Genomic DNA, 21794 nt, shown 5'->3' on the forward strand with positions numbered 1-21794 from the left:
GGTTGACGAACATCGCTTACTACTTGGGTAGTAAGTTCGAGCGATTGTATACTACTCCGGTAGTTAATCAAGGAACCCCATGCAGGTCGTCGTGGGAGCAGGAGCCGATACACATGAGCGAGAACACGGAGCTGATCACGTCGTTGATCCGGCTTGGATTCACCCAGTACGAAGCGCAGGCCTACGCAGCCCTCGTCGGGCAGGCCGCACTGACGGGTGCGGAAGTCGGCCGGCGCGCCGGCATGCCGCCATCGAAGATCTACGAAACTCTCGGCCGCCTGGAAACGCGCGGTGCGGTGCTCGTCAACCGGTCGGAACCTGTCCGCTATGCGGCCGTGCCCCACCGGTCGTTGCTCGAGGACTTGCGCACGCGCTTCAACGCGGATCTCGAACTGGCCGCGGGCGCGCTCGACCGGCTGCCGGTTCAACAGGAGCCGGGGCTCGTCTGGTCGTTGAGCGGGCGGGAAGCGATCGCCAGCGCATTCGCGCGCGTCATCGTCAATGCGAAAACGCAGATCTTCGCGGGTGTCTGGGACGAAGAGATCGACGATCTCGGGCCGCTGCTCGAGGCTGCCGCGGCACGGGGCGTCGACACGCACGTGGCGATCTACGGCAATCGCACGCTCAACGGGCCGCGCCACTACGACATGGCCAAATGCGGCGCCAGTGCGAGACTCAGGCTGTCCGGTCGCCGGCTCGCCGTCGCGGTCGCGGACAACACCGAGGCAGTGGTGGCGGAATTCGGCGATCATTCACCCGATCACGCCACCTTGACGACCAATCCGGTGATCGCGCTGCTCGCGGTCGAGTACATCAAGGCGGACGTGAGCGGGCGCGTGTTGATCGACGCAATGAGTCCGGCGGAGTACAGGAAAATCCTGAAGCATCCCGACATGCATGCGATGCTTGCGCCGCTCGACAAGCCGAGCTGACCCATGCGACTCCGCGCGGCTGCCGGCGCATCGCGCAACGCGCGCCTCACCCAGGTACGGTAACCACCCCACTCACGCGAGCGTCAAATGACCGCTTATGCCTTCCGCCTGCTGAATGTCTTCGCCGAATCCACGTTCGGCGGCAACCCGCTTTGCGTATTCGAAGATGCGCGCGGCATGGACGACGCGACCATGCGGGCACTTGCCGTGCAGTTCAACCTGTCCGAAACGACCTTCGTGCTGCCGTCGGAGCGCGCGCATGCGCGGGTTCGCATCTTCACGCCGGGCTACGAGATGGCCTTTGCGGGCCATCCGACGCTCGGCACTGCGCATGTCGTGCGCGACCTGCTGGGTGCGGGCGACGATCTCGCGCTCGAATTCAAGGCCGGCGTGGTCGACGTGAACGCGCACGACGACGTATGGACGTTCATCGCGCCGCATTCCGGCATGCCGAAGACGGCAGCATGCGAGTTGCCCGACGCCCGGATGGGGGCCGTGCTGGGACTGACGGAAGACGATCTGCTCGCGCCGCCGATCTGGGTCGACACCGGCGCCGACCAGTTGCTGGTCGCGCTCAAGGACCCCGCCGCCGTGCGCCGCGCGCAGCCCGACAGCGCATGCCTCGACATCTGGCCGACCAGCAGCCTCGGCCGCAAGACCGTCTACGTGTTCGCATTCGATGCCGAGCGTCCGGGGACAGTGGTGTCGCGCTACTTCTTCGTGAAGCAAGGCAGCGTTTCGGAAGACCCGGGCACGGGGTCTGCGTGCGCGAACCTGGGCGGGTGGCTGCTTGCGATGAACCGCGACCTGCCTGCCGCGCTTCAGGTCGAGCAGGGTGAAGCCGTCGGCCGGCCCTGCCTGCTGCGGTTGTCGGTCAGTGCGAGCGGAGAAATCGGCGTCGGCGGGCGTGTGATCGAACTCGGGCGCGGCGTCGTCAACGTGTAGGCGCGCTGAACGGAAATATCGCAGCGATCTTCAACGGCGCAATGCGCGCAAGAAACCCGTCGCAATCTGCCTGGCGTGCACGGCGCGTCCTCACGACCGCCGTCCCACGCAGCACGTTACTGTCTCCAGGAATCACGAAATCAACTGACAGCAACAAAAAATTCACCCGATTCCTCCGGGAAAATGCTGCAACCGGCATTGTCATAAGCACGATTTTTTAGCGGCATTGATGTGCCGAAAGTCGACACCTTGCATCAGCTTGTGACGGGAAAGGCTGCTTCGCGGGCAACTGTACGGCCCACGGTACGAAGATCGCGCAGGATCTGCACCGTCACCGCTCGTTCATCACGGCAAGGCTAGCCGCAGCCTTGCCGGCGTTATCACGTATCGTGATCACCACATCAAAAAACACCATTTGCGCCGATCGTGACAGTGCGGTGAACTACCCGCCGGTAAAAGAAATATCTCGTCCAGGCAGAATTTTTCGCGTCGAGATGTCAACGGCGGAGACGTAATCAATGATCTTGATCGTAATGGGTGTATCTGGCGCCGGAAAGTCGCATATCGGCGAAATGCTTGCGAAGCGCCTGTCATGCAGCTACACGGACGGCGATGCATTTCACAGCGCCGCCAACAAGGCAAAGATGCGCCACGGCACGCCACTGATCGATGAAGACCGCTGGCCATGGCTACAGTCGATCCGCACCGCCATTGAAGACAAACAGCGCACCGGCAGCACGGCCGTATTCACGTGCTCGTCGTTAAAGCGTTCGTATCGCAACGCGCTGAGCTGCGGCAACCACGACGTCCGGTTCATATACCTCAAAGGCTCGCTCGAGGTATTGCGCGCACGTCTGAATGATCGTCGCGGTCATTTCTTCGATCCGTCGCTGCTGGAAAACCAGCTCGACACGCTCGAAGAACCTGCGCCGCATGAAGCAGTCACGATCGGCATCGAGCTCACGCCGGATCAGATCGTCGATCACGTGCTGCGGAATATCGGCGGCCTGCCGCAAGACACGGCGATTTGAACCACGCTAGCCAGCCAACACAAAACAGGAGACACAATGGAAGGCGAAAAACCCTTGGCCAATCAAAGATGGTGGTATCTGATGCCCGTCATCTTCATCACCTACAGCCTCGCCTATCTGGATCGCGCAAACTACGGCTTCGCGGCAGCTGCTGGAATCGACAAGGATCTGGGCATCACCCACGGAACATCGTCATTGATCGGTTCGCTATTCTTTCTGGGCTATTGCTTGTTTCAGGTACCCGGTGCAATTTATGCGCAGCACAACAGCGTCAAGAAGCTGATATTTTTCAGCCTGATCCTCTGGGGGCTGTGTGCGATGGCCACGGGCATGGTGAGCAACATCCCGACGTTGATGGCGTTACGCTTCATGCTCGGCGTGGTCGAAGCAGCGGTGATGCCTTCCATGCTGCTCTATATCAGCCGGTGGTTTACGCGCAGCGAGCGCTCGCGAGCCAACACCTTTCTGGTTCTGGGCAATCCGGTGACCGTACTTTGGATGTCGGTGGTATCGGGCTACCTGGTGCAAGGCTTCGGGTGGCGCGAGATGTTCGTGATCGAGGGATTTCCTGCGCTGGCATGGGCTATCGTGTGGTGGCTGATCGTCAAGGAGCGCCCAGCAGATGCCGGCTGGATGACCTCTATCGAAAGGAATCAACTCGCTGCGCGCCTTGAGGCTGAACAGGCGCATATTCCTCCGGTACGAAACTACAAGGCCGCATTTCGTTCCGCGATCGTTCTGAAGTGTTGCGCGATCCACGCGCTGTGGAGCATCGGCGTATATGGCTTCATCATGTGGCTGCCGTCGATCCTCAAAATGGCTTCCAAAATCGACATCGTATCGGTTGGTTGGCTCGCGGCCGTTCCGTATGCCGGTGCGGTCGTACTCATGGTCGGTACGTCGTGGCTCTGCGACAAGATGGACAATCGAAAGCTGTTCGTGTGGCCGCTTCTCACCATTGGCGCAATTGCTTTCATCGCGTCGTGTTTGATAGGCACTGCGCACTTCTGGGTCTCGTTCTGGCTTTTGGTGGTGGCTGGCGCGACGATGTATGCGCCATACGGTCCGTTCTTCGCGCTGGTGTCCGAGTTGCTCCCGAGCAACGTGTTCGGTGGAGCAATCGGGATCGTCAATTCCAGCGGCGCGCTGGGCGCGTTCTTCGGCTCGTGGATCGTTGGCTACCTCGACGGCGTAACCGGCAGTCCGACCGCGTCATATATGTTCATGGCAGCCTCCCTGTTGCTTGCCGTGATCATCACGCTCTCCGTGCGAACTACGCCGACACGGCACGCGAACTCGATCGGAGCGGTTCCAGCCACCACGGACGCTTATTGATTGGCCTGCGGCGAGTTCCATCGATCGTGATGTATCGCCGCCCCACTTCTACGTCGGCAGGGACGATCCAGACGACAGTTCATGCCTCGCGGATAGCCGGGTTCCATTTCCGAACACATCAGGCGCATCTCGTTGTCCGCGTGCGCATGGGTGTTACCTTGGCAAGCGTAGGATCCGTTCAGATCGACAGCGGCGATCATCGGCGGTTCGAGGAGCAGGCGCCGGCTTGCTTTACATGGACGATGCGACGAGCCGGCTGCGGATGCCGCACGACACGCAAGCCGAGTCGACTCTTCCATCACTTCGGGCGTTGAAGCTGTGCCGTCGCAAGTGCGTTTCCGAAATGCTCCACGGCGCCGTCGAAGCGTGATGCTCCGACATCAAAGACCCAATGGCGCAGTGACGGTAGCGCAGCGAGCCCGAGCTCGGCAATCCGGTACTGTGCGTCTATCGCGGCCAGCACGGCCGTCACCATGGCTTGCGGCATACCGTCGGTGGCCGCAGCCGTCAATCCGCCGTCGAGTATGCTCGGCGCGAAGGCTACACTCTGCAAACCCTGCTGCATCGCCGTTCGGGCGGCCGTGGCGGCAGCCTCCGCGGTGACTTCAATTGTCCAGCTTGCGGGATCACCGAGCCCGACCAGCAGCACGCGAGCTGCTTCGATGCCCGCAGGCGGGCGGCTGATCAACAGTGTTTCCATCGGCGCTGCCGGAAAGTGACCTTCGCGCCGCAACCCGGTGAGCGCCCCCGAAAGCACGAGGTCGAGATGGCGTAGTCCGCCCGTCGGCCCCTCACCTGCCGCCTCGCGGGCGAACATGCAACCGCAGGAAAGATCGACCTGCGCGCCGACGCCATCCCATGCCGCAACCTCGAAGGACACATCACGCCAACTGCCGATGATTTGCCGAAGAACCATATCGTCTCTCCCGTGAGGTCAGGACGCGGTGGGCCCATCTTCGATCCTGACGATCGATGAGAAAGCCACCTGCGTGCAACGGACCAGACATGTGTGTGCAATCCAGATCAACGGATCATGCCGATCGAGATTACTCTCGATGGCTGCAAGTTCATGCGAAATCGCAGCGGCTATACGTCCTGTCAGCGTGGCGCGTAGAGGCTGCGCCAGGCGCGTCAACCACGCGCTTCGAACATGGCCTACGCAACACTGCCGATGAGCTGCAACAACGCAGTGTGGTCGACCGCGAGATCGGCGGAGTTGTCGAAGTGATACAGATAGCGCGTCGCAAATGCGTCCGTGGACGCACGGTCCAGCTTGAGCAATTCCCGTGTTCTTGCCACGACTACCGTCGGCGTCAGCTCCAGTTCGCCCTCTTGATCCAGCGCTTCGTCCAGCATGACGATCAGTCGGCTGAGCGGCTCCAGCCACTTCATCGAATCGTCGAAGGCCATCACCTGCAGAAAATCGCCGGCCGATTGGTGCCCATGGGCCTTCTCATACTCGCGACGCTCAAGTTCGACCAGTGTCCGGTGCAAATTGAGAAGCGCGGTCCGGATGCGGGCGCAGTGTTCTGCTCGATGGGAATGTGTTCCAGTATTCATATCGGTTCACCTGGTCAGACTTCGTCCATTCGGTGGCAGCACGTACACCGTGTTTCGCAGGCCGCCAGTCACGTTTCGACGCCATCATACGAGATTGTCTCGGCAATGACATTCGGGTTGCCATTGGATCGCGAATCATTCTGGTTCGGCAGCAGGTCACACTCGACGTACGTCCACCGATTTTCGACGAGACCTGACGGAATGGTGGGTGTGGATGACAACGCCGATTCCGTTGTCGGAAGCTGAGCTTTTCAGACGATTGGGATCACACACCGCTCGCGTCCCGGACGCGGAACGGAATCGCAAAGATGACGGTATCACTACGCAACGCCTTTTCACGAAGCGTCATGCGTCAGCGCGAAACGCGGGGCATCGCCGCCAACATCAGGCGCCCCACCCCACTCGTCGCTCGCATCCACGACCCGGCGTAACATTTCGACGTCGGGCACTCGCACCATGCGCTTGGTTCCGTGTCTTGCGACGACGGAACCAGGTTGATCGCCGTCAGCGCACCGGGTACGCCGCCTTGATACGGTCCGCCACGATCTCCGCGACCGTCAGAACGGTCGGATTGGTCGCGACAGACGGTACGCGCGGGATGATGGAGGCATCGCCAACGTACAGGCCGCTAACGCCGCGCACCCGTCCGCTATCATCGACCACCGCTCGTGGATCGTCTTCATTCCCCATCGGAGCGGTCGACGTCATGTGCAAGTACGTCTGAACGTGTTGGCGGAGAAATGCCCTGATGTCGTCACGGGTCTTCACGTCGGGCCCGGGCGAAATCTCGGTATCCAGGTACCGCGAGAAGGGCTCCGTCGACGCGATGCGCCGCGCCGTTTCCACCGCATCCGCGAGTTTCTCCAGATCCTTGCTGTTCCCCAGAATGCCCGTCTCGATCCGCGGAGGCGCCTTGGGGTCGCGCGAGACCAGCGTGAGCCGTCCCCGGGAATCGTCCTCTGGCGTAGCCACCGCGAGACTCATGGAGAACACCATGCCGGCGTCCGACGACATCGCCTCCAGCATCGTGATGTGACTCGGAATGATGTGCAGATCGGGCGCACCTTCGGTTCGCCCTCCGCTTCGGGCAAACAGGAGCGCGGAGATCGGCGGCACGGTAGCGCCCATTTTCTCCGACGTCGTCGAGAACACCACGCCGCTGGCCGGCTGTTGCATGTAGTTTTGCCCGACCGGCAAATCGGCGACCGTGTCGATGCCGAGCGCACGCAGCTCGCCTGCCGGGCCGATTCCGGAACGCAACAGCACGGCGGCCGAACCGATCGTCCCGGCCGTCAGCACAACGTTCCGGGCCGCGATCTCCTCCCCGTCGGCAAGCCTGACCCCCGTCGCGACTTGCCCCGAGAACGTGACGACATCGATCAGGACGCCACCACGAACGGTGAGATTCGGACGCTTCCACACCTCGTCGGTCAGATACGCGAGTGCCGCACCGAACCGGATCCCTTCCCGGGTGATGTTCATCGGATAGCGGCCGACGCCGAAGTGCGCGTTACCGTTGAAGTCGTCCACTTCCGGAAAGCCCTGCGCTTTCGCGGCTTCGATGAATGCCGCGTGCGACGGGCTCAGTTCCTTCGCATCCCACCTCCGCACCGGAACCGGGCCATCGCGGCCGTGGAGCGATGCGTCGCCATGGTCGTCGGATTCGATCTTCCGGAAATAAGGCAGGACATCGTCGTAGGACCAGTTCTCGAGACCTCGGTCGACCCAGTGCTGGAAATCCGTAGGGAGGGCTCGCACGAAGACGCCTGCATTGATCGACGACCCGCCGCCGAGGACGCGCGCGCGCATCTCGACCGGTTGCCCGTCGATATGCGATGCGCTGTCGTCCCAAAGGATCTCCGCGGTCCCGCCGACCGTGAACGCCTGGCTGACAGCGGCGGGCGCTTCCTCCGGGTGAAACACCGAGCCGGCTTCGAGCAGCAGAACCGAGATCGACGGATCTTCACTGAGCCGTGCGGCCATGACGCAGCCCGCGGCCCCACCGCCGGCAACGATGAAGTCGAATTGTTTTTCGTCACTCATCTGTAACACTCCTGACTAATAAGACCAACGGCTCAACGCCCGTCGACGGAATACTTTCCCGCGCCCGTCACGCACAGCAGCATCAGCCCGCCAATGATGCTGATGTTCTTGTAAAAGTGGATCATGTTGTCGTATTGAACGGCACCGGTCATGTTCCAGTAGTGATGACCGACAATCGCCGTACCCAATGTGTAGAGCGCGAGCAACAAGGCCAGCAGGCGTGTACGGAACCCGACCACCAGCGCGATGCCTACGACGAACTCCATCACCACGGCGACGATCGTCGACAGCTCGGGGGCGGGTACGCCACTCGATGCCATGAATGCAACGGTTCCGGAAAACCCGGTCAGCTTCGACCAGCCGAACATCACGAAAAGCACCATCAACAGAATGCGAGCGACGAGAATCAACTCGTCCTTGCGGTTTTCAAATAACGTGTCACCCACGATTTTTCTCGATGAAGTAAGTGTTGCGCCACCTGGCGCTCGATGCGCCCTCGCAGCGCCGGTCAAGACCACAACGCTGGCGCTTCGATGCCGCGCAAATCGAACACCAGTACTTCAGCACCGTGACCTCGCGTGAAGCTCAGTGTTCGTTCGCCGCGAACCCGTGCGCCGTCACCTTCGCCAAGTTCGACGCCGTTCACGGCAATCGTGCCGCGCGCCACATGCACATACGCATAGCGATTTGCGGCAAGTTCGAGCTCGGCGCTTTCGTCGCCGTCGAACAGTCCGGCATAAACGCGAGCGTCCTGTTGCAGCGTCAGCGATTCGTTCGCGCCGTCGGGTGACAACACCAGGCGCAGCACCCCACGCTTCTGCTCGTCGCTGAAGTGACGTTGCTGATAGCGTGGCGGCGTGCCCGTCGTGGCCGTTGCGATCCACACCTGCAGCAGGTGCACGGGGTCGCGCTCCGAAGGGTTGTATTCGCTATGGGCGACGCCCGTGCCGGCGCTCATCACCTGGATGTCACCGGGCACGATCACCGATCCGGTGCCCATCGTGTCCTTGTGTTCCAGCGAACCCGCCAGCACGTACGTGAAGATCTCCATGTCGCGGTGCGGGTGCTTGCCGAATCCTTGCGCCGGCATGATCCGGTCGTCGTTGATCACCAGCAGATCGGAAAAGCCGCTTTGCTTCGGATCGTAATAGTTCGCGAACGAAAACGTGTGACGCGTGCTGAGCCAGCCGTGTTCTGCTCGTCCGCGTTCATCTGCATGCCTGATCTCGAGCATCGTGTTCCTCCTTGCGTGGACGAAATGGCTCGAGCACTATGCCCGTTCCGTTCATGCTGCGGAACCAACAAATCTGATAACCGTCCTCTCAAATTCAAGAAGGCGGTATGGAGCTGGAATCGAGGTTTGCTTGAGAAGCCGCCGACCGCGCGCATGAGGAATGAGCCCGCGCGCCCGGATGGCCTGGGCCGGATCGGGAAATCGCGGACATCGCCATCAACTTCGATGGCTTGTCGCGTGTGCCGTCCTTTCAGGCAGACAGGAAATGGATTGTTTTCCTGATCGGATCGATCGACAAAGCCCGACATGCATTGCACTCGAGCAGCCGGATCCCAGGCTGATCATCGGGCACGCATTGGCTTTTGCACGAAACAGAAGAACGGGAATCGATCCTATTCCGCGTTACGCATCCCGTTCAGGATCGACGCCGCGGTCCGTCGCGACGTACCGAATCGCGATCGGATCGCCGCGAAGCAGGCAGCGGGAATGGTCCGGGGACGCTGCCCGGGATCACCGGATCAAGCGTGCGAATCCGGAAGCCCTGTCACGTTCGCGACATCGCTCAACTTCGCGTCCCAGTACGCCTGGCAAAAGTCGAGATACGCCCTGACGATCGATGACGGATGTCGGTGTGACGGAAACAGCAGGTTCAGCTCGACGTCAGGAAACGGATAATCGTCCAGAATCGAGACCAGCCGGCCTTTACGCAGCTCGTCCGTGACAAGAAACGGCGGGAGTTCGGTCACGACATGTCCGACGAGCGCGCGGTTGCGCAGATGCGAGTAATCGTTCGTCGACAGCACCGGGCGCGGATGAAATTTTGTGCCGCCGAGGGGCCAGACAGGCGGTGCGTACGCGCCGCGCCCCCAGGTCGCACACGGCAAACGATGCAGGTCGTCCGGCGTCTCCGGCCGACCGTAACGCTCCAGCAACGCGGGGCTCGCGACGAGCCGATGCCGATAGATCGCGATCTTGCGCGCCACCATCGACTCCTGCTCGATCGCCCCGACACGCAATGCCACATCGATGCCGTCGAGAATCAGGTCGACACGGCGCTCGGTGGTATGAACGAACAGGCGAATACCCGGATAACGCGCCTGAAACTCGCCGAGCAGATCCCACCAGACTTCGAACGTCGGCGGCAACGACAAACGCAGGAACCCTTTCAGTTCGTGCTGCGCACCCACCACCGACTCCCGCGCCTCAGCCAGCGCTTCGATGCCGCGACTGGCGTGTTCGTAAAGCCGCACGCCGGCATCCGTCAAGCGCGTGCCACGCACTGAACGCTCGAGCAATTGCACGGCCAGTTCGCTTTCGAGGGCCCTGATCCGGCGACTCAGTGTCGGCAGCGGGATACCCGTACGTACGGCCGCCGCCGACAGGCTGCCAGCCTGCACGACGATCACGAACATCTCGACAGCATTCAGATCCATATCGGCCTTTCGAATTTGAGAGGGAGGTTATCAGATTTGTCGATTCCCCATCGCGATTCGAACAGGCACAGTGACCGGCCAAACCGACCGACATTCAAGCTGACCTGGACAGCAACGGAGTTCACATGACTGCACGACGCGACGTACCCGGTATCCGCGCATACGACGGCCCGGCCGGCGGCTGGGGCGCCCTCCGGGCAACGGCGGAGGCGGTCCGCACGCAGATGGAATCGCTCAAGGCGCCGATCACGCTGCTCAGGACCAATCAGCCCGATGGCTTCGACTGCCCCGGCTGCGCCTGGCCCGACAAGGAACACAAGTCGACGTTCCAGTTCTGCGAGAACGGCGCGAAAGCCGTCACGTGGGAAGCGACGACCAAGCGCGTGACACCCGGGTTCTTCGCGGCGAACACCGTGTCGTCGCTGCTGCGCATGTCGGATTACGAGCTGGAGAACATGGGCCGGCTCACGCATCCGCTCGTCTACGATCGCGCGAGCGACACGTTCCGCGCGATCGAATGGGACGACGCATTCGCACGCATCGGCGACGTGCTGCGCGCGCTGCCGCCCGAGCAGGTCGAGTTCTATACGTCCGGCCGCGCGTCGAACGAGGCCGCGTATCTGTTCCAGCTATTCGCACGCGAATACGGGACGAACAACTTCCCCGACTGCTCGAACATGTGTCACGAGCCAACGAGTGTCGGCCTGCCGCAGTCGATCGGCATCGGCAAGGGAACGGTATCGCTGGAAGATTTCGACGTGTGCGACCTGATCATCTCGATCGGCCACAACCCGGGAACCAACCATCCGCGCATGATGGGTACGTTGCACGAAGCCGCGCGCCGCAACGTGCCGATCATCGTGTTCAACCCGCTGCGCGAGCGTGCGCTCGAACGCTTCGCCGACCCTCAGAATCCCGTCGAGATGGCCACCTATGGGTCGACGCGCATTGCGTCGACCTACTTCCAGGTCAAGGCCGGCGGCGACGCGGCCGCGCTCAAGGGCATCATGAAGGCGCTGCTGGCCCTGGACGCCGCACAAGGCAACGTGCTGGACCATACGTTCATCGCCGAGCACACCGAAGGCTTCGACGCGTTCGCCGCCGATCTCGTCGCGACCGGCTGGGACGCAATCGAGCGCGAAAGCGGGCTCGCGCGCGCCGCACTCGAACAGGTGGCGAACGCCTATGCAAAGGCGAACGCGACGATCGTCACCTACGGGATGGGCATCACCCAGCACAACACGGGCACGGCGAACGTACGCCTGATTGCCGACCTGCTGCTGTTGCGCGGCAATATCGGCAAGCCCGGCGCAGGCATCTGCCCGCTGCGCGGTCACTCGAACGTGCAGGGCAACCGGACGGTGGGCATCACCGAAAAGCCATCGGCCGAATTCCTGAAGAAGATCGAGGACGTGTTCGGCTTCAAGCCGCCGCGTGCGCACGGCCATGACGCCGTCAAGGGCATGCAGGCGATGATCGATGGCACGGCCAAGGCGCTGATCTGCCTCGGCGGCAACTTCGCGGTCGCGCTGCCCGACTCCGGGCAATGCTTTCCGGCGATGGGGCAGCTCGACCTGAGCGTCCACCTCGGCACCAAGCTCAATCGCTCGCATCTGCTGGTCGCGAAAGAGACTTTCGTGCTGCCCTGCCTCGGGCGCGCCGAGCTCGACGTGCAGGCAGGCGGCCCGCAATCGGTGACGGTCGAGGATTCGATGTCGATGGTCCATGCGTCGTCGGGCAAGCTCACGCCGGCGTCCGGACATTTGCGCTCCGAGCCCGCGATCGTCGCCGGCATTGCGCATGCAACGCTGCCTGACAGCAAGGTCGCCTGGCTGGAGCTGATCGCCGACTACGACGAGATCCGCGCCTTGATCGAACGAACCATACCGGGTTTCGAGAACTTCAACGAACGGATCAGGGCTCCGGGCGGATTCCGGCTGCCGCTGCCGCCGACCGAACGCCAATGGCCGACGGCGACCGGCAAGGCGATGTTCTCGGTGTTCGGCGGCGTCGAGGAAGATGCCCCCGTTCATGGCGACGACATCCTGCGCCTCGTAACGCTGCGCAGCCACGACCAGTACAACACGACGATCTACGGGCTCGACGACCGCTATCGCGGCGTGTTCGGCCGGCGCGACGTATTGTTCATGAACGAGGGCGATCTGGCCGCATGCGGGCTCGAACACGGCGATCTGGTCGACATCGAGACCGTCGCACCTGGCGGCCGGCCGATGCGGCTGGAGAAGATCACGGCGATCGCCTACGACATTGCCGCGGGATCCGTCGGCGCGTATTACCCGGAAGCGAACGTACTCGTGCCGCTCGATTACATCGACAAGGAAAGCGGCACACCATCGTACAAATCGGTTCCGGTTCGCGTGGTCCGGTCACAAGCGCTCTGAACCGGTGGCGAACGCGCCCGCCGAGGCGGAACGCAGCGTGTTCGGCCGCGTCTCGCCGAACCTCCGCAGCGCGGCGAACCGGAGGTCGTGATGCAGGACTGGACGGTCTCCGACATCAACATCAACCTCATCACGCCACGGGGCATGCTGCATCCGGCGCGCGTCACGTTGCCGCTCGACGTTCTCGCCGGGCACTTCGCGCAGGCATCATGGACGCTCTCCGAGCCTGGATGTGACAACACCGCTCCCGTAGAAAGGCGACGCACGATCCGTGCCGTCCCGATGCCCCGCGCGCCCTTATCTTCCTTAGAGCACGGTGTAGTTTTTCATTTCAGCGGCCATGTTCGAGATGGGTTCTCGAAGCGCCGCGTGCAGATAGCGCACCGTCGGCGAGAATTGCCGGCGGTGCGGGCATACGAGGTTCAGCGGCGCAGGCTCGCCGGGCTGATCCGGAATCAGCACCTCCAGCCGCCCGCTCGTGACGTCATCGCAAACGTCGAGCCATGACTTGTAGGCAACACCGAGCCCCTCCACCGCCCAGCGACGCGCAACGTCTGCGTCGTCGCAAAGCAGTTCTCCGTTGACCGTCACCAGCCGGCGCACGCCGTCGACGGGAAATACCCATCGGTCGTACACGCGGCCGCCGAGCGCGAAGAGCAGGCACTTGTGCAACGCAAGCTCGTCGAGCGAGGTCGGGCGGCCGTGGCGCGCCAGATAGGCCGGCGATGCGACCAGCACGCGCCGGTTGCTCTCCGCGAGCGGCAACGCCACATAGCTGGCGGTTTCCGCCACGCCATAGCGAATCGCGACGTCGACCGGATCGCGGAACACGTCCGCCACGTAATCCGACAGCGACAGCTTCAGCACCAGCTTCGGATGCGCGTCGCGAAACGCCGTCAGCCATGACAGCAGCACGTTTCGCCCAAGATCCGACGGCGCGGAGATCTTCAGCACGCCCTGCAGTTCGTGGCGCTCCCCATGCAGGCGCTCCCGCCCCTCCCTGAGCGTCGACAGCACTTCCTGCGCATAGGGCAGGTATTGCTCGCCCTCCGACGTGAGCTTCAGGCTGCGCGTCGACCGGGCAAACAGGCGAATGTCCAGCTCCCGTTCCAGCCGCTGAATCGCCGCACTGACCTGCCCCGGAAGCAGGTCGGCCTCACGGGCGGCGTTGGAAAAGCTGCCCAGCGCCGCCGTACGCACGAAGAGTCCAAGGTCGTCAATCCGGATCATTTTCATTCCAGCAGTGAAAGTTCTACCCGATTTTCCTGGTTTTTCATCCGTGTTGCAGTACGGAAAATACGATCAACACGTCGACGGCGGCGATAGCCACCGGTTCCCGACCGCTCTCCACATTGACTGGAACACCCCGCATGAAAGCCATCGTCTATACGCAGCACGGCCTCCCGGCCACCCACCCCAACGCGCTCCACGAAGCGGAGTTGCCCCTGCCCGAGCCGGGGCCGAGGGACCTGCTCGTCAGGATCCGGGCGATCGCCGTGAACCCTGTCGACACCAAGGTCCGGAAGGGATCGCCGACCGACGCGCCGCGCGTGCTGGGCTGGGATGCGGTCGGCACGGTCGAGGCCGTGGGTCGCGACGTTTCGCTGCATCAGCCGGGCGACGACGTTTACTACGCAGGGTCGATCGCGCGAGCCGGCGCCTATGCGGAGTACGGGCTGGTGGACGAACGCATTGCCGCGCGCAAGCCCGCCAGCCTGAGCGATGCTCATGCCGCCGCCCTTCCGCTGACATCGCTCACCGCATGGGAGTTGCTGTTCGACCGTCTCGGCGTGGCCGAGGGAGGCGGCGAAGGCGATGCCATCCTGATCGTCGGTGCGTCCGGCGGCGTCGGGTCGATCCTGACGCAGCTCGCGCGGCGCCTCACCCGGTTGCGCGTCATCGGCACGGCCTCGCGCCCGGAAACGCAGGCCTGGGTCCGGGAACTGGGTGCCCACGACGTCATCGATCATTCTCGGTCTCTGGTCGAAGGGCTGCGGGAAATCGGCGTACCCCACGTACGTTATGTTGCCAGTCTCACGCAGACGGATAGTCACTATGCGCAGATCGTCGAAGCGCTCGCCCCTCAAGGGCGGCTCGGTGTCATCGACGATCCGGCGACGCTCGATGCGGTGCCGCTCAAGCGCAAGGCCATCTCGCTGCACTGGGAGCTGATGTTCACCCGCTCGCTCTTCGAGACGCCGGACATGATCCGCCAGCACGACATCCTCGAGCGCGTCGCCACCCTGATCGACGACGGCACGCTTCGTACGACGATGGGCGAGCACTTCGGGGTCGTCAATGCGGAAAACCTCCGCCGCGCGCACGCCCTCATCGAAAGCGGCCGCGCACGCGGCAAGATCGTGCTCGAGGGATTTTGAGCACGGCAACACCGCGTCGGCATTCGATGCCGCGCCGGCAGCCAGATTCCCTCAACGACAGGAAAATAACCATGCGCCACTCGCGCCAGCATTCCACGCCAATCCGCTACCGCCTGAAATCACTCGCGCTTGCCGGTGCGCTCGCGTTGTGGAGCGTTGCGCCTTACGCCTCGAGCGTCGCCGCGACGCCTGCGGCAAACGTCGCGCCGACACCTTCCGACACCCGGTCAACCACGGGTACCCTGGATACTGTTGCCACGTTCAACGATGCGATGCCGACCGGCGTCACGGTTTCCGAATCCGGCCGAATCTTCGTCAACTTTCCGCGCTGGGGGGACGACGTGCCGTTCACCGTCGGCGAACTGCGGCACGGCAAGGTCGCCCCGTATCCGGATGCCGAGGTCAATCGCGCGGACAACCGGAAACCGGCCGATCACTTCCTGAGCGTCCAGAGCGTGGTGGCGGACGGTCGCGGCCGCCTCTGGGTGCTCGATACGGCTGCGCCGAATTTTTCCAGCCCGGTCGCGGGCGGCGCAAAGCTCGTCGCCATTGATCTAAAGCAAAATCGGATCGTGAAGACCATCGTCTTTCCCGGCAACGTCATGCGGGCGCAAACCTATGTCAACGACGTGCGCTTCGACTTCCGCGTCGGCAAGGCGGGGGTCGCCTATGTAACGGACTCGTCGCTCACGGGTACTGGCGGCATCATCATCGTCGACCTTGACACGGGCAGCGCAATGCGACGCCTCACGGGTGACGTATCGACATCGGCCGATCCGCATTTCGTACCTGTCTTCGATGGCGAACACCTGATGACCCGCAATGCCGACGGCAACACCCGGCCTTTCTCGGTGGCGTCGGACGGCATTGCCCTGTCACCGGATGGGAAGACGCTGTATTACTGCCCGCTCTCCAGTCGCCGTCTCTACGCGGTATCGACGGCACTGCTGCGTGATGCCTCCGTCAGCGACACCCAGCTGTCGGCGGCCGTCCAGGATCTCGGCGAGAAAGGCGCATCCGACGGGCTCGCGGCAGACGCGAATGGCACCGTGTACGCGGGCGACTACGAGCACAATGCGATCCGCAAGCGCTCGCCCGATGGAGCGTGGACGACCATCGTGCACGACTCCCGCCTTCTGTGGCCCGACACGCTGGCCATCGGCCCGGACGGCTACCTGTACTTCACGGCCAATCAATTGCCGCGGCAGGCCGGATTCCATGGCGGCAAGGACCTGCGCCAAAAGCCGTACAGGCTCTTTCGTACGCATATTGGCGCCGCCCCCGCTCCGACACATTGACCTTCCGGGGGCGAACAAGACACATGTGATCCTGAGCCGAATGCATGTACGTCAACGAGTTTGACAATCGAATTGCCGGGCGAAATCGCCCGGCGTGACGCATCGCGGAAAATCCTTGTTGCGTCGGGGCCCGGTTCGCCGAGAGCACCCCATCGAATCCGCGCCAACACGGCACTCGCGGTCAAGGCAATCATTTGACGCGCCCCCCACCATTGGCAGACATGCTGTCAATGAGAAGCGCCCCGGACCGACTCACCCGCTATCCGGCATTCATTACAAAACAGACATCAGATACTCACTGAGTCGCGCATTGAACTTTCTTGCCGTTTCGCTGGGAATGAAGTTGAACCCATGAACGGCCCCGGCCACCACCTCCATCGAAATCGGTACGCCGGCGCAGCTCAGCTTCTTGGCGTACTCGAGACTTTCGTCAAGCAACAGATCGAGGCTTCCGACCACGATGTACGTGCTGGGGAGATTCTCGAAACTCGGTGCATACGACGGCGAGTAATATTGAATTTCAATATCCTCCACCTTGTTTTCGCCAAGAAGATATTTCCATCCGAAGTCGTTCACATCGTGGGTCCACACATACTCGCCGGCGTATTTGTTTTTGACCTCGGCGGGATTGGCAGACGTCTTGTAGTCCAGCATCGGGAACAGCATGACCTGGTTCCTGGGGGTGATCTTTGTCTTGTCCCTCAGATAGTGGCACAGCGAAGCAGTGAGGCCGCCCCCTGCGCTTTCCCCCATCACCGTTATTCTCTCCCGGTCGATGCCAAGCTGTTCCGCGTTGTCATAAACCCACGTGATGCCGGAAACACAGTCGTTCAGCGGTGTCGGGTACGGGTTTTCAGGAGCCAGCCGGTAATCCACCGCAACGACGACGCAGTGCAGCTTCGCGGCCGCCTCGTGGTGCTCGTTGTCGTACAGGTCAGCGGACCCTGATACATACCCACCGCCGTGAATATAGAAAATCGCAGGCAACAGTTTGTTTTCTGCGCTTTGCGAAGGACCGTACACGAGGACGCTCACATCTTCGTTTACCTGGACTCTCTTCCCGAAAAAAGTGTCGTCCACTTTCGAGCTGAACATGCGCACGGCGGCTCGCGTCGCTTCAATATCGTCCTTTGTCTTCAACTTCAAAACAGTGGGCGATTCAGTGACTGCGCTTAACTGATCCTTTGCAATGAGATGACTTGAATTGCTCATATATCGATCCTGTTGTCAGATGGGAGGCCCGGCCGTCGCGTTCACGTCCGACTGATGCGCTTGCCGGAACTGGACAAGAAAAAATTGCATTTGCAACCGCCCGCCTCTAAAATTCGTAATCCTGTATATCCTGGATTCCTTTCGCTCACGCAATCGCGCGTATGCCCCGCCTCAATGTGCCGTCATACCACCGTCGGCAAGCCAAACCGCACCCGTGACGAACGACGCCGCGGAAGAACACAGGAACAGCACCACGCCCGCCATTTCCTCGGGTTCCGCTGCACGCCCCATCGGGCTGCTCGCCATCAGGGTCTGCGTCATGGCCGGATCGCTCAACCAGCGGTCCGTCATCGGCGTACGGATCAGACCCGGCGCCAACGCATTCACACGGATTCCCTTGGTTGCATAGTCGAGGGCCGCAGCCTTCGTCAGGCCGATCACCCCGTGTTTCGCTGCCGCATAAGGCGCCATCCCGGGATCCGCGATCACCCCCGCGACCGAAGCCGTGTTCACGATCGCGCCGCCGCCCGTTTTGAGCATTGCCTCGATCTCGTGCTTGACGCACAGGAACACGCCCTTGAGATCGACGGCGATCACCCGGTCAAAATCTTCTTCCGTCATGTCGGCAAAAGGCGCGGTGCGCGGCAAGATCCCCGCATTGTTGAATGCGGCGTCGATCTTCCCGTAAGTCTCCACCGCCGTGGCCACCAGCGCACGCACCGCCTCGGCGTTGCTGACGTCCGTCTTCACGAAGATCGCTTCGCCACCCGATGCGCGGATTTGCTCGACGGTTTCGTTGGCACCCTGCCCCACATCGCCGATCACCAGCCGCGCACCGCGCTCGGCAAACGCCAGCGCCGTGGCCCGGCCGATACCCGACGCCGCTCCCGTGATCAGGACGGTCTTGCCGGAATAGTCGAATTGTTCATTAGCCAATCTGGAATCTCCTGCATTCATGCAGCACGCGCTGCTCAAGTTGCGATTCGGAACGGGGGAGCGGCGAAACCCCATTCGAAAAAATTCAGACCCGCACCACCAGCCTTCCGCGTGCACGATTGCTTTCGATCCACTCGCGCACTTCATCGAACGCGAACACGTGTTGCAGATGCGACGGCAGTTGGTCGGCGGCAATGTCGTTGACGATCGAGCGCAGCGGCGAATCTGCCAGCGGAAGCGCCGCCGAGCCGGGCAACTGCGCCGGGAAAGAGGCAAGCCGAACAGCTGGCGGCAGATCCGCCATCAAATTGAATCGTTCAAGCACCGGCGGTGCCGCCCAGCATCCCGATCACGGTGACTGCGCCGAAGGGTTTCAACGTCCGTGCGGTGTCGCGCAACGTCGACGTGCCGATCACCTCGAGCGCGGCATCGATCCCCTTCGATTGAAGGTGAAAGACTTCGTCGGAGACGTTTTCCGCCATCGAAGATCACGTCGTCCGCGCCAGCAATGTGAAGCTGCGTCGCGTGAGCTGCCGCGCGTGTCGTCACTATGCCCGTTCAGATCTGAGTACGGAATCGACAAAACTGACAACCAATCTCTCAAATTCGAGAGGATTAAAAGTGCCAAAGCGATACTCTGCGCGGCGTGCGGCGTGGTTCTGGACATGTCGCTGAAATCACGGGGCTGCTTTCGGTGAACGGCCAAGCACAGTCGTGTGCGTTGGCAGGATTTTCGCGCGCTGCCCGCGGAACGCCTTCAGGAGACGATGCGAGTCGCGGGCGGTGTCGTAGCTGTAACCGCAGCGCTTGAGGCTTCGTTACGGGAGGGTGTGGTACAGCCCGTTATCAACTGGGCTACGGGGTTTCACGCGCCGAAAAAGCAACGGTACATGCCGCGCGCTTCGCTACGATGGGCCGCAAGCATTCAGGCGGAGCCTCTCAGCCATTCGCCCGCGCCCGGTCGCTCGTTCGAGTCGAGAGAGACGGCGGCTGCCTGCCGCACCGCAACCGCCGCCCCGATACGGTGCAGCAACGCACGCGCCGTCGCGTTTGCTATGCTGCGCGCATCGCCAGCCCGAGCCGATCGCCGACATGAACGACCTCGCCCCCGACCTCGCCCGCACGCTGCGCGCGTCCTGCGACGCGTGCTTCGGCACGGCCGCCGTCTGGCCGCTCGTCGAGCACGCGTATGGCGAACCGCAACGCTACTACCACACGCTCGCGCACCTGGCCGAGCTGTTCGCGCATCTCGCGCCGTATCGCGAGGAACCGCTGTGGCCTGCGATCGAGCTCGCGGTATGGGCGCACGACTTCGTGTACGCGACGACGCTGCCCGATTATGCGGATAACGAAGCACGCAGCGCGCAATGGCTCGTGCAGGTCACGAACGCACACTGCGGCGAATCCTGGTTGCATGCGCATGCAGCGCACGTGTCCGTTGCACACGATCTCGTGCTCGCGACGAAGTCGCACCGGCTGCCCAATACGTTCGCATCCGATCCGCACCTGCAGCGTGCCGGGCGGATTTTTCTCGACGCCGATCTCGCGATCCTCGCGGCCGCACCCGACCGGTTGCGCGAGTACGACCGCGCAATCGCACGTGAGTGGGCGCAGGATCCCGATGCGCCGTCGGCAGCATTCCGCACGGGCCGCAGGCAGGCACTCGAACATCTGCGTGCGCAGGTCCCGCTGTTTCAATCGGCGGAATTCGCGCCGCTCACACTGCGCGCGCAACGCAATCTCGACGCGCTGATCGCCACATACGCGTAAGCGCCGAGCGCGCCCGCATCGCCCCTTCGGATCGATAGAACCGGCCCGTCGCGCGCGGCGCCCCGACGCGCCCGCGCGGCACGACTCCCTGCAGCAGCCCCCCGCAGCGCCGCTTTTTTCCCCGCCCATCTCATACGACATCAGACAATAAAACCGGCAGGAACCTCGATTTCCCCGAGGAGCCACCGCATGCGCGCCTCCCCGGAAGTAACCCTTCGAACATAATATGATTGCATTTTCACATGCAATGTGATTTTATTATCGTATCTTGCACGCCGCCGCCAACCACGCGCACGGCGCACCCATACCAAGGAAGAGACGCAGATGGAGACAATCGCCGTCATCGGCAGCAACATGGTCGACCTCGTGACCTATGTCACACGCATGCCCGCCCGGGGCGAAACGCTCGAAGCGCCGAACTTCGAGCTCGGCTGCGGCGGCAAGGGGGCGAACCAGGCCGTCGCGGCCGCCCGCCTCGGCGCGCGCGTCGTGATGGTCACGAAGGTCGGCGACGACGTGTTCGCCGACAACACGATCCGAAACTTCGAGCGCGAAGGCATCGACACCACGCACGTGCGCAAGGTTGCCGGCGTGCCGAGCGGCGTCGCGCCGATCTTCGTCGAACCCGATTCGAGCAACAGCATCCTGATCGTCAAGGGCGCGAATCGCCACCTGACGCCGGCCGACATCGACGCGGCCGCGCCGCAGCTCGCCGAATGCGCACTGATCGTGCTGCAGCTCGAGATCGAGCTCGACACCGTCTATCACGCGATCGCATTCGGTGCGCGCCACGGCATTCCCGTGCTGCTGAACCCCGCGCCCGCGGTGGCCGATCTCGATTTCGAGCGGATCCGCACCGTCGAATTCTTCGTGCCGAACGAAACCGAGCTCGCGATCGTGTCGGGCATGCCGGTCGATTCGCGCGACACCGCCGCGCGCGCCGCCGAGGCGCTGGTCGCGCGCGGGCTCAAGCACGTGCTCGTCACGCTCGGCAGCAACGGTTCGCTGCTGGTATCGCGCGACGGCGTGCGGCACGTGCCGGGCGTACCGGTCGACGCGCGCGACACGACGGGCGCCGGCGATGCGTATATCGGCTGCTTCGCGCGCTGCTACGCCGCGTCACGCAACGCGCTCGACGCAATGCGGTACGCGTCGGCGTACGCCGCACATTCGGTCACGGGCCTCGGCACGCAGAAGTCGTACGCCGACACCGCGACGTTCGAACGCTTCCTCCACGACGCCGGCTGCTGAACGGCGCCTTCATCGACGAGACAATTGGGAAGGA

General features: G+C 62.7%; 20 protein-coding genes. 9 read left to right on the forward strand and 11 right to left on the reverse strand.

From position 1 onward, the window contains the following. The first annotated feature begins 113 nt into the window (after positions 1 to 113). The 4 genes from G3O06_RS17205 (at position 114) to G3O06_RS17220 (ending at position 4243) form a co-directional block, all read left to right on the forward strand. Positions 114 to 932 (forward strand): TrmB family transcriptional regulator, encoded by an 819-nt coding sequence (locus G3O06_RS17205; protein ID WP_205816882.1) that lies wholly within the window; start codon positions 114 to 116, stop codon positions 930 to 932. A gap of 87 nt (positions 933 to 1019) precedes the next feature. Then, positions 1020 to 1877 carry a PhzF family phenazine biosynthesis protein gene (locus G3O06_RS17210; protein WP_205816883.1) on the forward strand — a complete coding sequence of 286 codons (858 nt, stop codon included), beginning with the start codon at positions 1020 to 1022 and terminating at the stop codon, positions 1875 to 1877. A gap of 518 nt (positions 1878 to 2395) precedes the next feature. Further along, positions 2396 to 2908 (forward strand): gluconokinase, encoded by a 513-nt coding sequence (locus G3O06_RS17215; RefSeq protein WP_205816884.1) that lies wholly within the window; start codon positions 2396 to 2398, stop codon positions 2906 to 2908. Positions 2909 to 2944: 36 nt separating this feature from the next. Beyond that, complete coding sequence (locus G3O06_RS17220) at positions 2945 to 4243, forward strand: MFS transporter (protein ID WP_205816885.1); 1299 nt, start codon at positions 2945 to 2947, stop codon at positions 4241 to 4243. 298 nt (positions 4244 to 4541) lie between these two features. On the opposite strand, the gene G3O06_RS17225 is transcribed toward G3O06_RS17220, so the two are convergent. The 6 genes from G3O06_RS17225 to G3O06_RS17250 form a co-directional block, all read right to left on the reverse strand. Beyond that, positions 4542 to 5159 (reverse strand): M17 family peptidase N-terminal domain-containing protein, encoded by a 618-nt coding sequence (locus tag G3O06_RS17225; protein WP_205816886.1) that lies wholly within the window; start codon positions 5157 to 5159, stop codon positions 4542 to 4544. A 239-nt stretch (positions 5160 to 5398) separates the two neighbouring features. Next, a complete protein-coding gene (locus G3O06_RS17230; RefSeq protein ID WP_241020085.1) occupies positions 5399 to 5803 on the reverse strand; it encodes a hypothetical protein in 405 nt (134 codons plus the stop codon). A gap of 504 nt (positions 5804 to 6307) precedes the next feature. Continuing rightward, complete coding sequence (locus tag G3O06_RS17235; protein WP_205816887.1) at positions 6308 to 7846, reverse strand: GMC family oxidoreductase N-terminal domain-containing protein; 1539 nt, start codon at positions 7844 to 7846, stop codon at positions 6308 to 6310. A 32-nt stretch (positions 7847 to 7878) separates the two neighbouring features. Next, positions 7879 to 8292, reverse strand: coding sequence for a DoxX family protein (locus G3O06_RS17240; protein WP_174969590.1), 414 nt, complete (start codon positions 8290 to 8292; stop codon positions 7879 to 7881). Between the two features lie 62 nt (positions 8293 to 8354). Next, positions 8355 to 9080: a pirin family protein gene (locus G3O06_RS17245; RefSeq protein ID WP_205816888.1), complete on the reverse strand. Its 726-nt coding sequence runs from the start codon at positions 9078 to 9080 to the stop codon at positions 8355 to 8357. A gap of 518 nt (positions 9081 to 9598) precedes the next feature. Continuing rightward, positions 9599 to 10513 carry a LysR family transcriptional regulator gene (locus G3O06_RS17250; RefSeq protein WP_174980486.1) on the reverse strand — a complete coding sequence of 305 codons (915 nt, stop codon included), beginning with the start codon at positions 10511 to 10513 and terminating at the stop codon, positions 9599 to 9601. Between the two features lie 125 nt (positions 10514 to 10638). Here G3O06_RS17250 and G3O06_RS17255 point away from each other — a divergent pair, with 125 nt between their 5' ends. After that, entirely contained in the window at positions 10639 to 12915 is a 2277-nt protein-coding gene (locus G3O06_RS17255) for an FdhF/YdeP family oxidoreductase (RefSeq protein WP_205816889.1), read from the forward strand. Between the two features lie 306 nt (positions 12916 to 13221). On the opposite strand, the gene G3O06_RS17260 is transcribed toward G3O06_RS17255, so the two are convergent. Continuing rightward, positions 13222 to 14145 (reverse strand): LysR family transcriptional regulator, encoded by a 924-nt coding sequence (locus G3O06_RS17260; RefSeq protein WP_205816890.1) that lies wholly within the window; start codon positions 14143 to 14145, stop codon positions 13222 to 13224. 140 nt (positions 14146 to 14285) lie between these two features. Here G3O06_RS17260 and G3O06_RS17265 point away from each other — a divergent pair, with 140 nt between their 5' ends. After that, complete coding sequence (locus G3O06_RS17265; RefSeq protein ID WP_205816891.1) at positions 14286 to 15293, forward strand: zinc-binding alcohol dehydrogenase family protein; 1008 nt, start codon at positions 14286 to 14288, stop codon at positions 15291 to 15293. Between the two features lie 71 nt (positions 15294 to 15364). Next, the gene (locus G3O06_RS17270) at positions 15365 to 16591 is read left to right on the forward strand and encodes an L-dopachrome tautomerase-related protein (protein ID WP_205816892.1); all 1227 of its coding nucleotides are present in this window, start codon (positions 15365 to 15367) and stop codon (positions 16589 to 16591) included. Between the two features lie 273 nt (positions 16592 to 16864). On the opposite strand, the gene G3O06_RS17275 is transcribed toward G3O06_RS17270, so the two are convergent. The 4 genes from G3O06_RS17275 to G3O06_RS17290 all read right to left on the reverse strand — a co-directional run bounded on the left by G3O06_RS17275 (position 16865) and on the right by G3O06_RS17290 (position 19221). Continuing rightward, a complete protein-coding gene (locus tag G3O06_RS17275; protein WP_205816893.1) occupies positions 16865 to 17803 on the reverse strand; it encodes an alpha/beta hydrolase in 939 nt (312 codons plus the stop codon). 171 nt (positions 17804 to 17974) lie between these two features. After that, complete coding sequence (locus G3O06_RS17280) at positions 17975 to 18739, reverse strand: SDR family oxidoreductase (RefSeq protein WP_241020086.1); 765 nt, start codon at positions 18737 to 18739, stop codon at positions 17975 to 17977. An 85-nt stretch (positions 18740 to 18824) separates the two neighbouring features. Continuing rightward, on the reverse strand, positions 18825 to 19064 hold the full coding sequence (locus G3O06_RS17285; protein ID WP_205816894.1) for a hypothetical protein: 240 nt from the start codon (positions 19062 to 19064) through the stop codon (positions 18825 to 18827). Beyond that, positions 19057 to 19221: a hypothetical protein gene (locus G3O06_RS17290; protein WP_205816895.1), complete on the reverse strand. Its 165-nt coding sequence runs from the start codon at positions 19219 to 19221 to the stop codon at positions 19057 to 19059. The genes G3O06_RS17285 and G3O06_RS17290 overlap by 8 nt, the downstream gene beginning before the upstream one ends. A gap of 610 nt (positions 19222 to 19831) precedes the next feature. Here G3O06_RS17290 and G3O06_RS17295 point away from each other — a divergent pair. Both G3O06_RS17295 and rbsK read left to right on the forward strand, forming a co-directional pair. Then, complete coding sequence (locus G3O06_RS17295) at positions 19832 to 20509, forward strand: hypothetical protein (RefSeq protein WP_205816896.1); 678 nt, start codon at positions 19832 to 19834, stop codon at positions 20507 to 20509. Positions 20510 to 20833: 324 nt separating this feature from the next. Then, positions 20834 to 21760, forward strand: a complete 927-nt coding sequence (rbsK, locus tag G3O06_RS17300; protein WP_205816897.1) for a ribokinase — start codon at positions 20834 to 20836, stop codon at positions 21758 to 21760. Positions 21761 to 21794: the final 34 nt, after the last annotated feature.

Source organism: Burkholderia sp. Ac-20345, assembly GCF_017104825.1.
GTDB lineage: Bacteria > Pseudomonadota > Gammaproteobacteria > Burkholderiales > Burkholderiaceae > Burkholderia > Burkholderia lata_B.

Bases quoted from the DNA above. Each gene is read 5' to 3' on its own strand.
- G3O06_RS17205 (WP_205816882.1), top strand. From the start codon at position 114: ATGAGCGAGAACACGGAGCTGATCACGTCGTTGATCCGGCTTGGATTC.
- G3O06_RS17210 (WP_205816883.1), top strand. From the start codon at position 1,020: ATGACCGCTTATGCCTTCCGCCTGCTGAATGTCTTCGCCGAATCCACG.
- G3O06_RS17215 (WP_205816884.1), top strand. From the start codon at position 2,396: ATGATCTTGATCGTAATGGGTGTATCTGGCGCCGGAAAGTCGCATATC.
- G3O06_RS17220 (WP_205816885.1), top strand. From the start codon at position 2,945: ATGGAAGGCGAAAAACCCTTGGCCAATCAAAGATGGTGGTATCTGATG.
- G3O06_RS17225 (WP_205816886.1), bottom strand. From the start codon at position 5,159: ATGGTTCTTCGGCAAATCATCGGCAGTTGGCGTGATGTGTCCTTCGAG.
- G3O06_RS17230 (WP_241020085.1), bottom strand. From the start codon at position 5,803: ATGAATACTGGAACACATTCCCATCGAGCAGAACACTGCGCCCGCATC.
- G3O06_RS17235 (WP_205816887.1), bottom strand. From the start codon at position 7,846: ATGAGTGACGAAAAACAATTCGACTTCATCGTTGCCGGCGGTGGGGCC.
- G3O06_RS17245 (WP_205816888.1), bottom strand. From the start codon at position 9,080: ATGCTCGAGATCAGGCATGCAGATGAACGCGGACGAGCAGAACACGGC.
- G3O06_RS17250 (WP_174980486.1), bottom strand. From the start codon at position 10,513: ATGGATCTGAATGCTGTCGAGATGTTCGTGATCGTCGTGCAGGCTGGC.
- G3O06_RS17255 (WP_205816889.1), top strand. From the start codon at position 10,639: ATGACTGCACGACGCGACGTACCCGGTATCCGCGCATACGACGGCCCG.
- G3O06_RS17260 (WP_205816890.1), bottom strand. From the start codon at position 14,145: ATGATCCGGATTGACGACCTTGGACTCTTCGTGCGTACGGCGGCGCTG.
- G3O06_RS17265 (WP_205816891.1), top strand. From the start codon at position 14,286: ATGAAAGCCATCGTCTATACGCAGCACGGCCTCCCGGCCACCCACCCC.
- G3O06_RS17270 (WP_205816892.1), top strand. From the start codon at position 15,365: ATGCGCCACTCGCGCCAGCATTCCACGCCAATCCGCTACCGCCTGAAA.
- G3O06_RS17275 (WP_205816893.1), bottom strand. From the start codon at position 17,803: ATGAGCAATTCAAGTCATCTCATTGCAAAGGATCAGTTAAGCGCAGTC.
- G3O06_RS17290 (WP_205816895.1), bottom strand. From the start codon at position 19,221: ATGGCGGAAAACGTCTCCGACGAAGTCTTTCACCTTCAATCGAAGGGG.
- G3O06_RS17295 (WP_205816896.1), top strand. From the start codon at position 19,832: ATGAACGACCTCGCCCCCGACCTCGCCCGCACGCTGCGCGCGTCCTGC.
- rbsK (WP_205816897.1), top strand. From the start codon at position 20,834: ATGGAGACAATCGCCGTCATCGGCAGCAACATGGTCGACCTCGTGACC.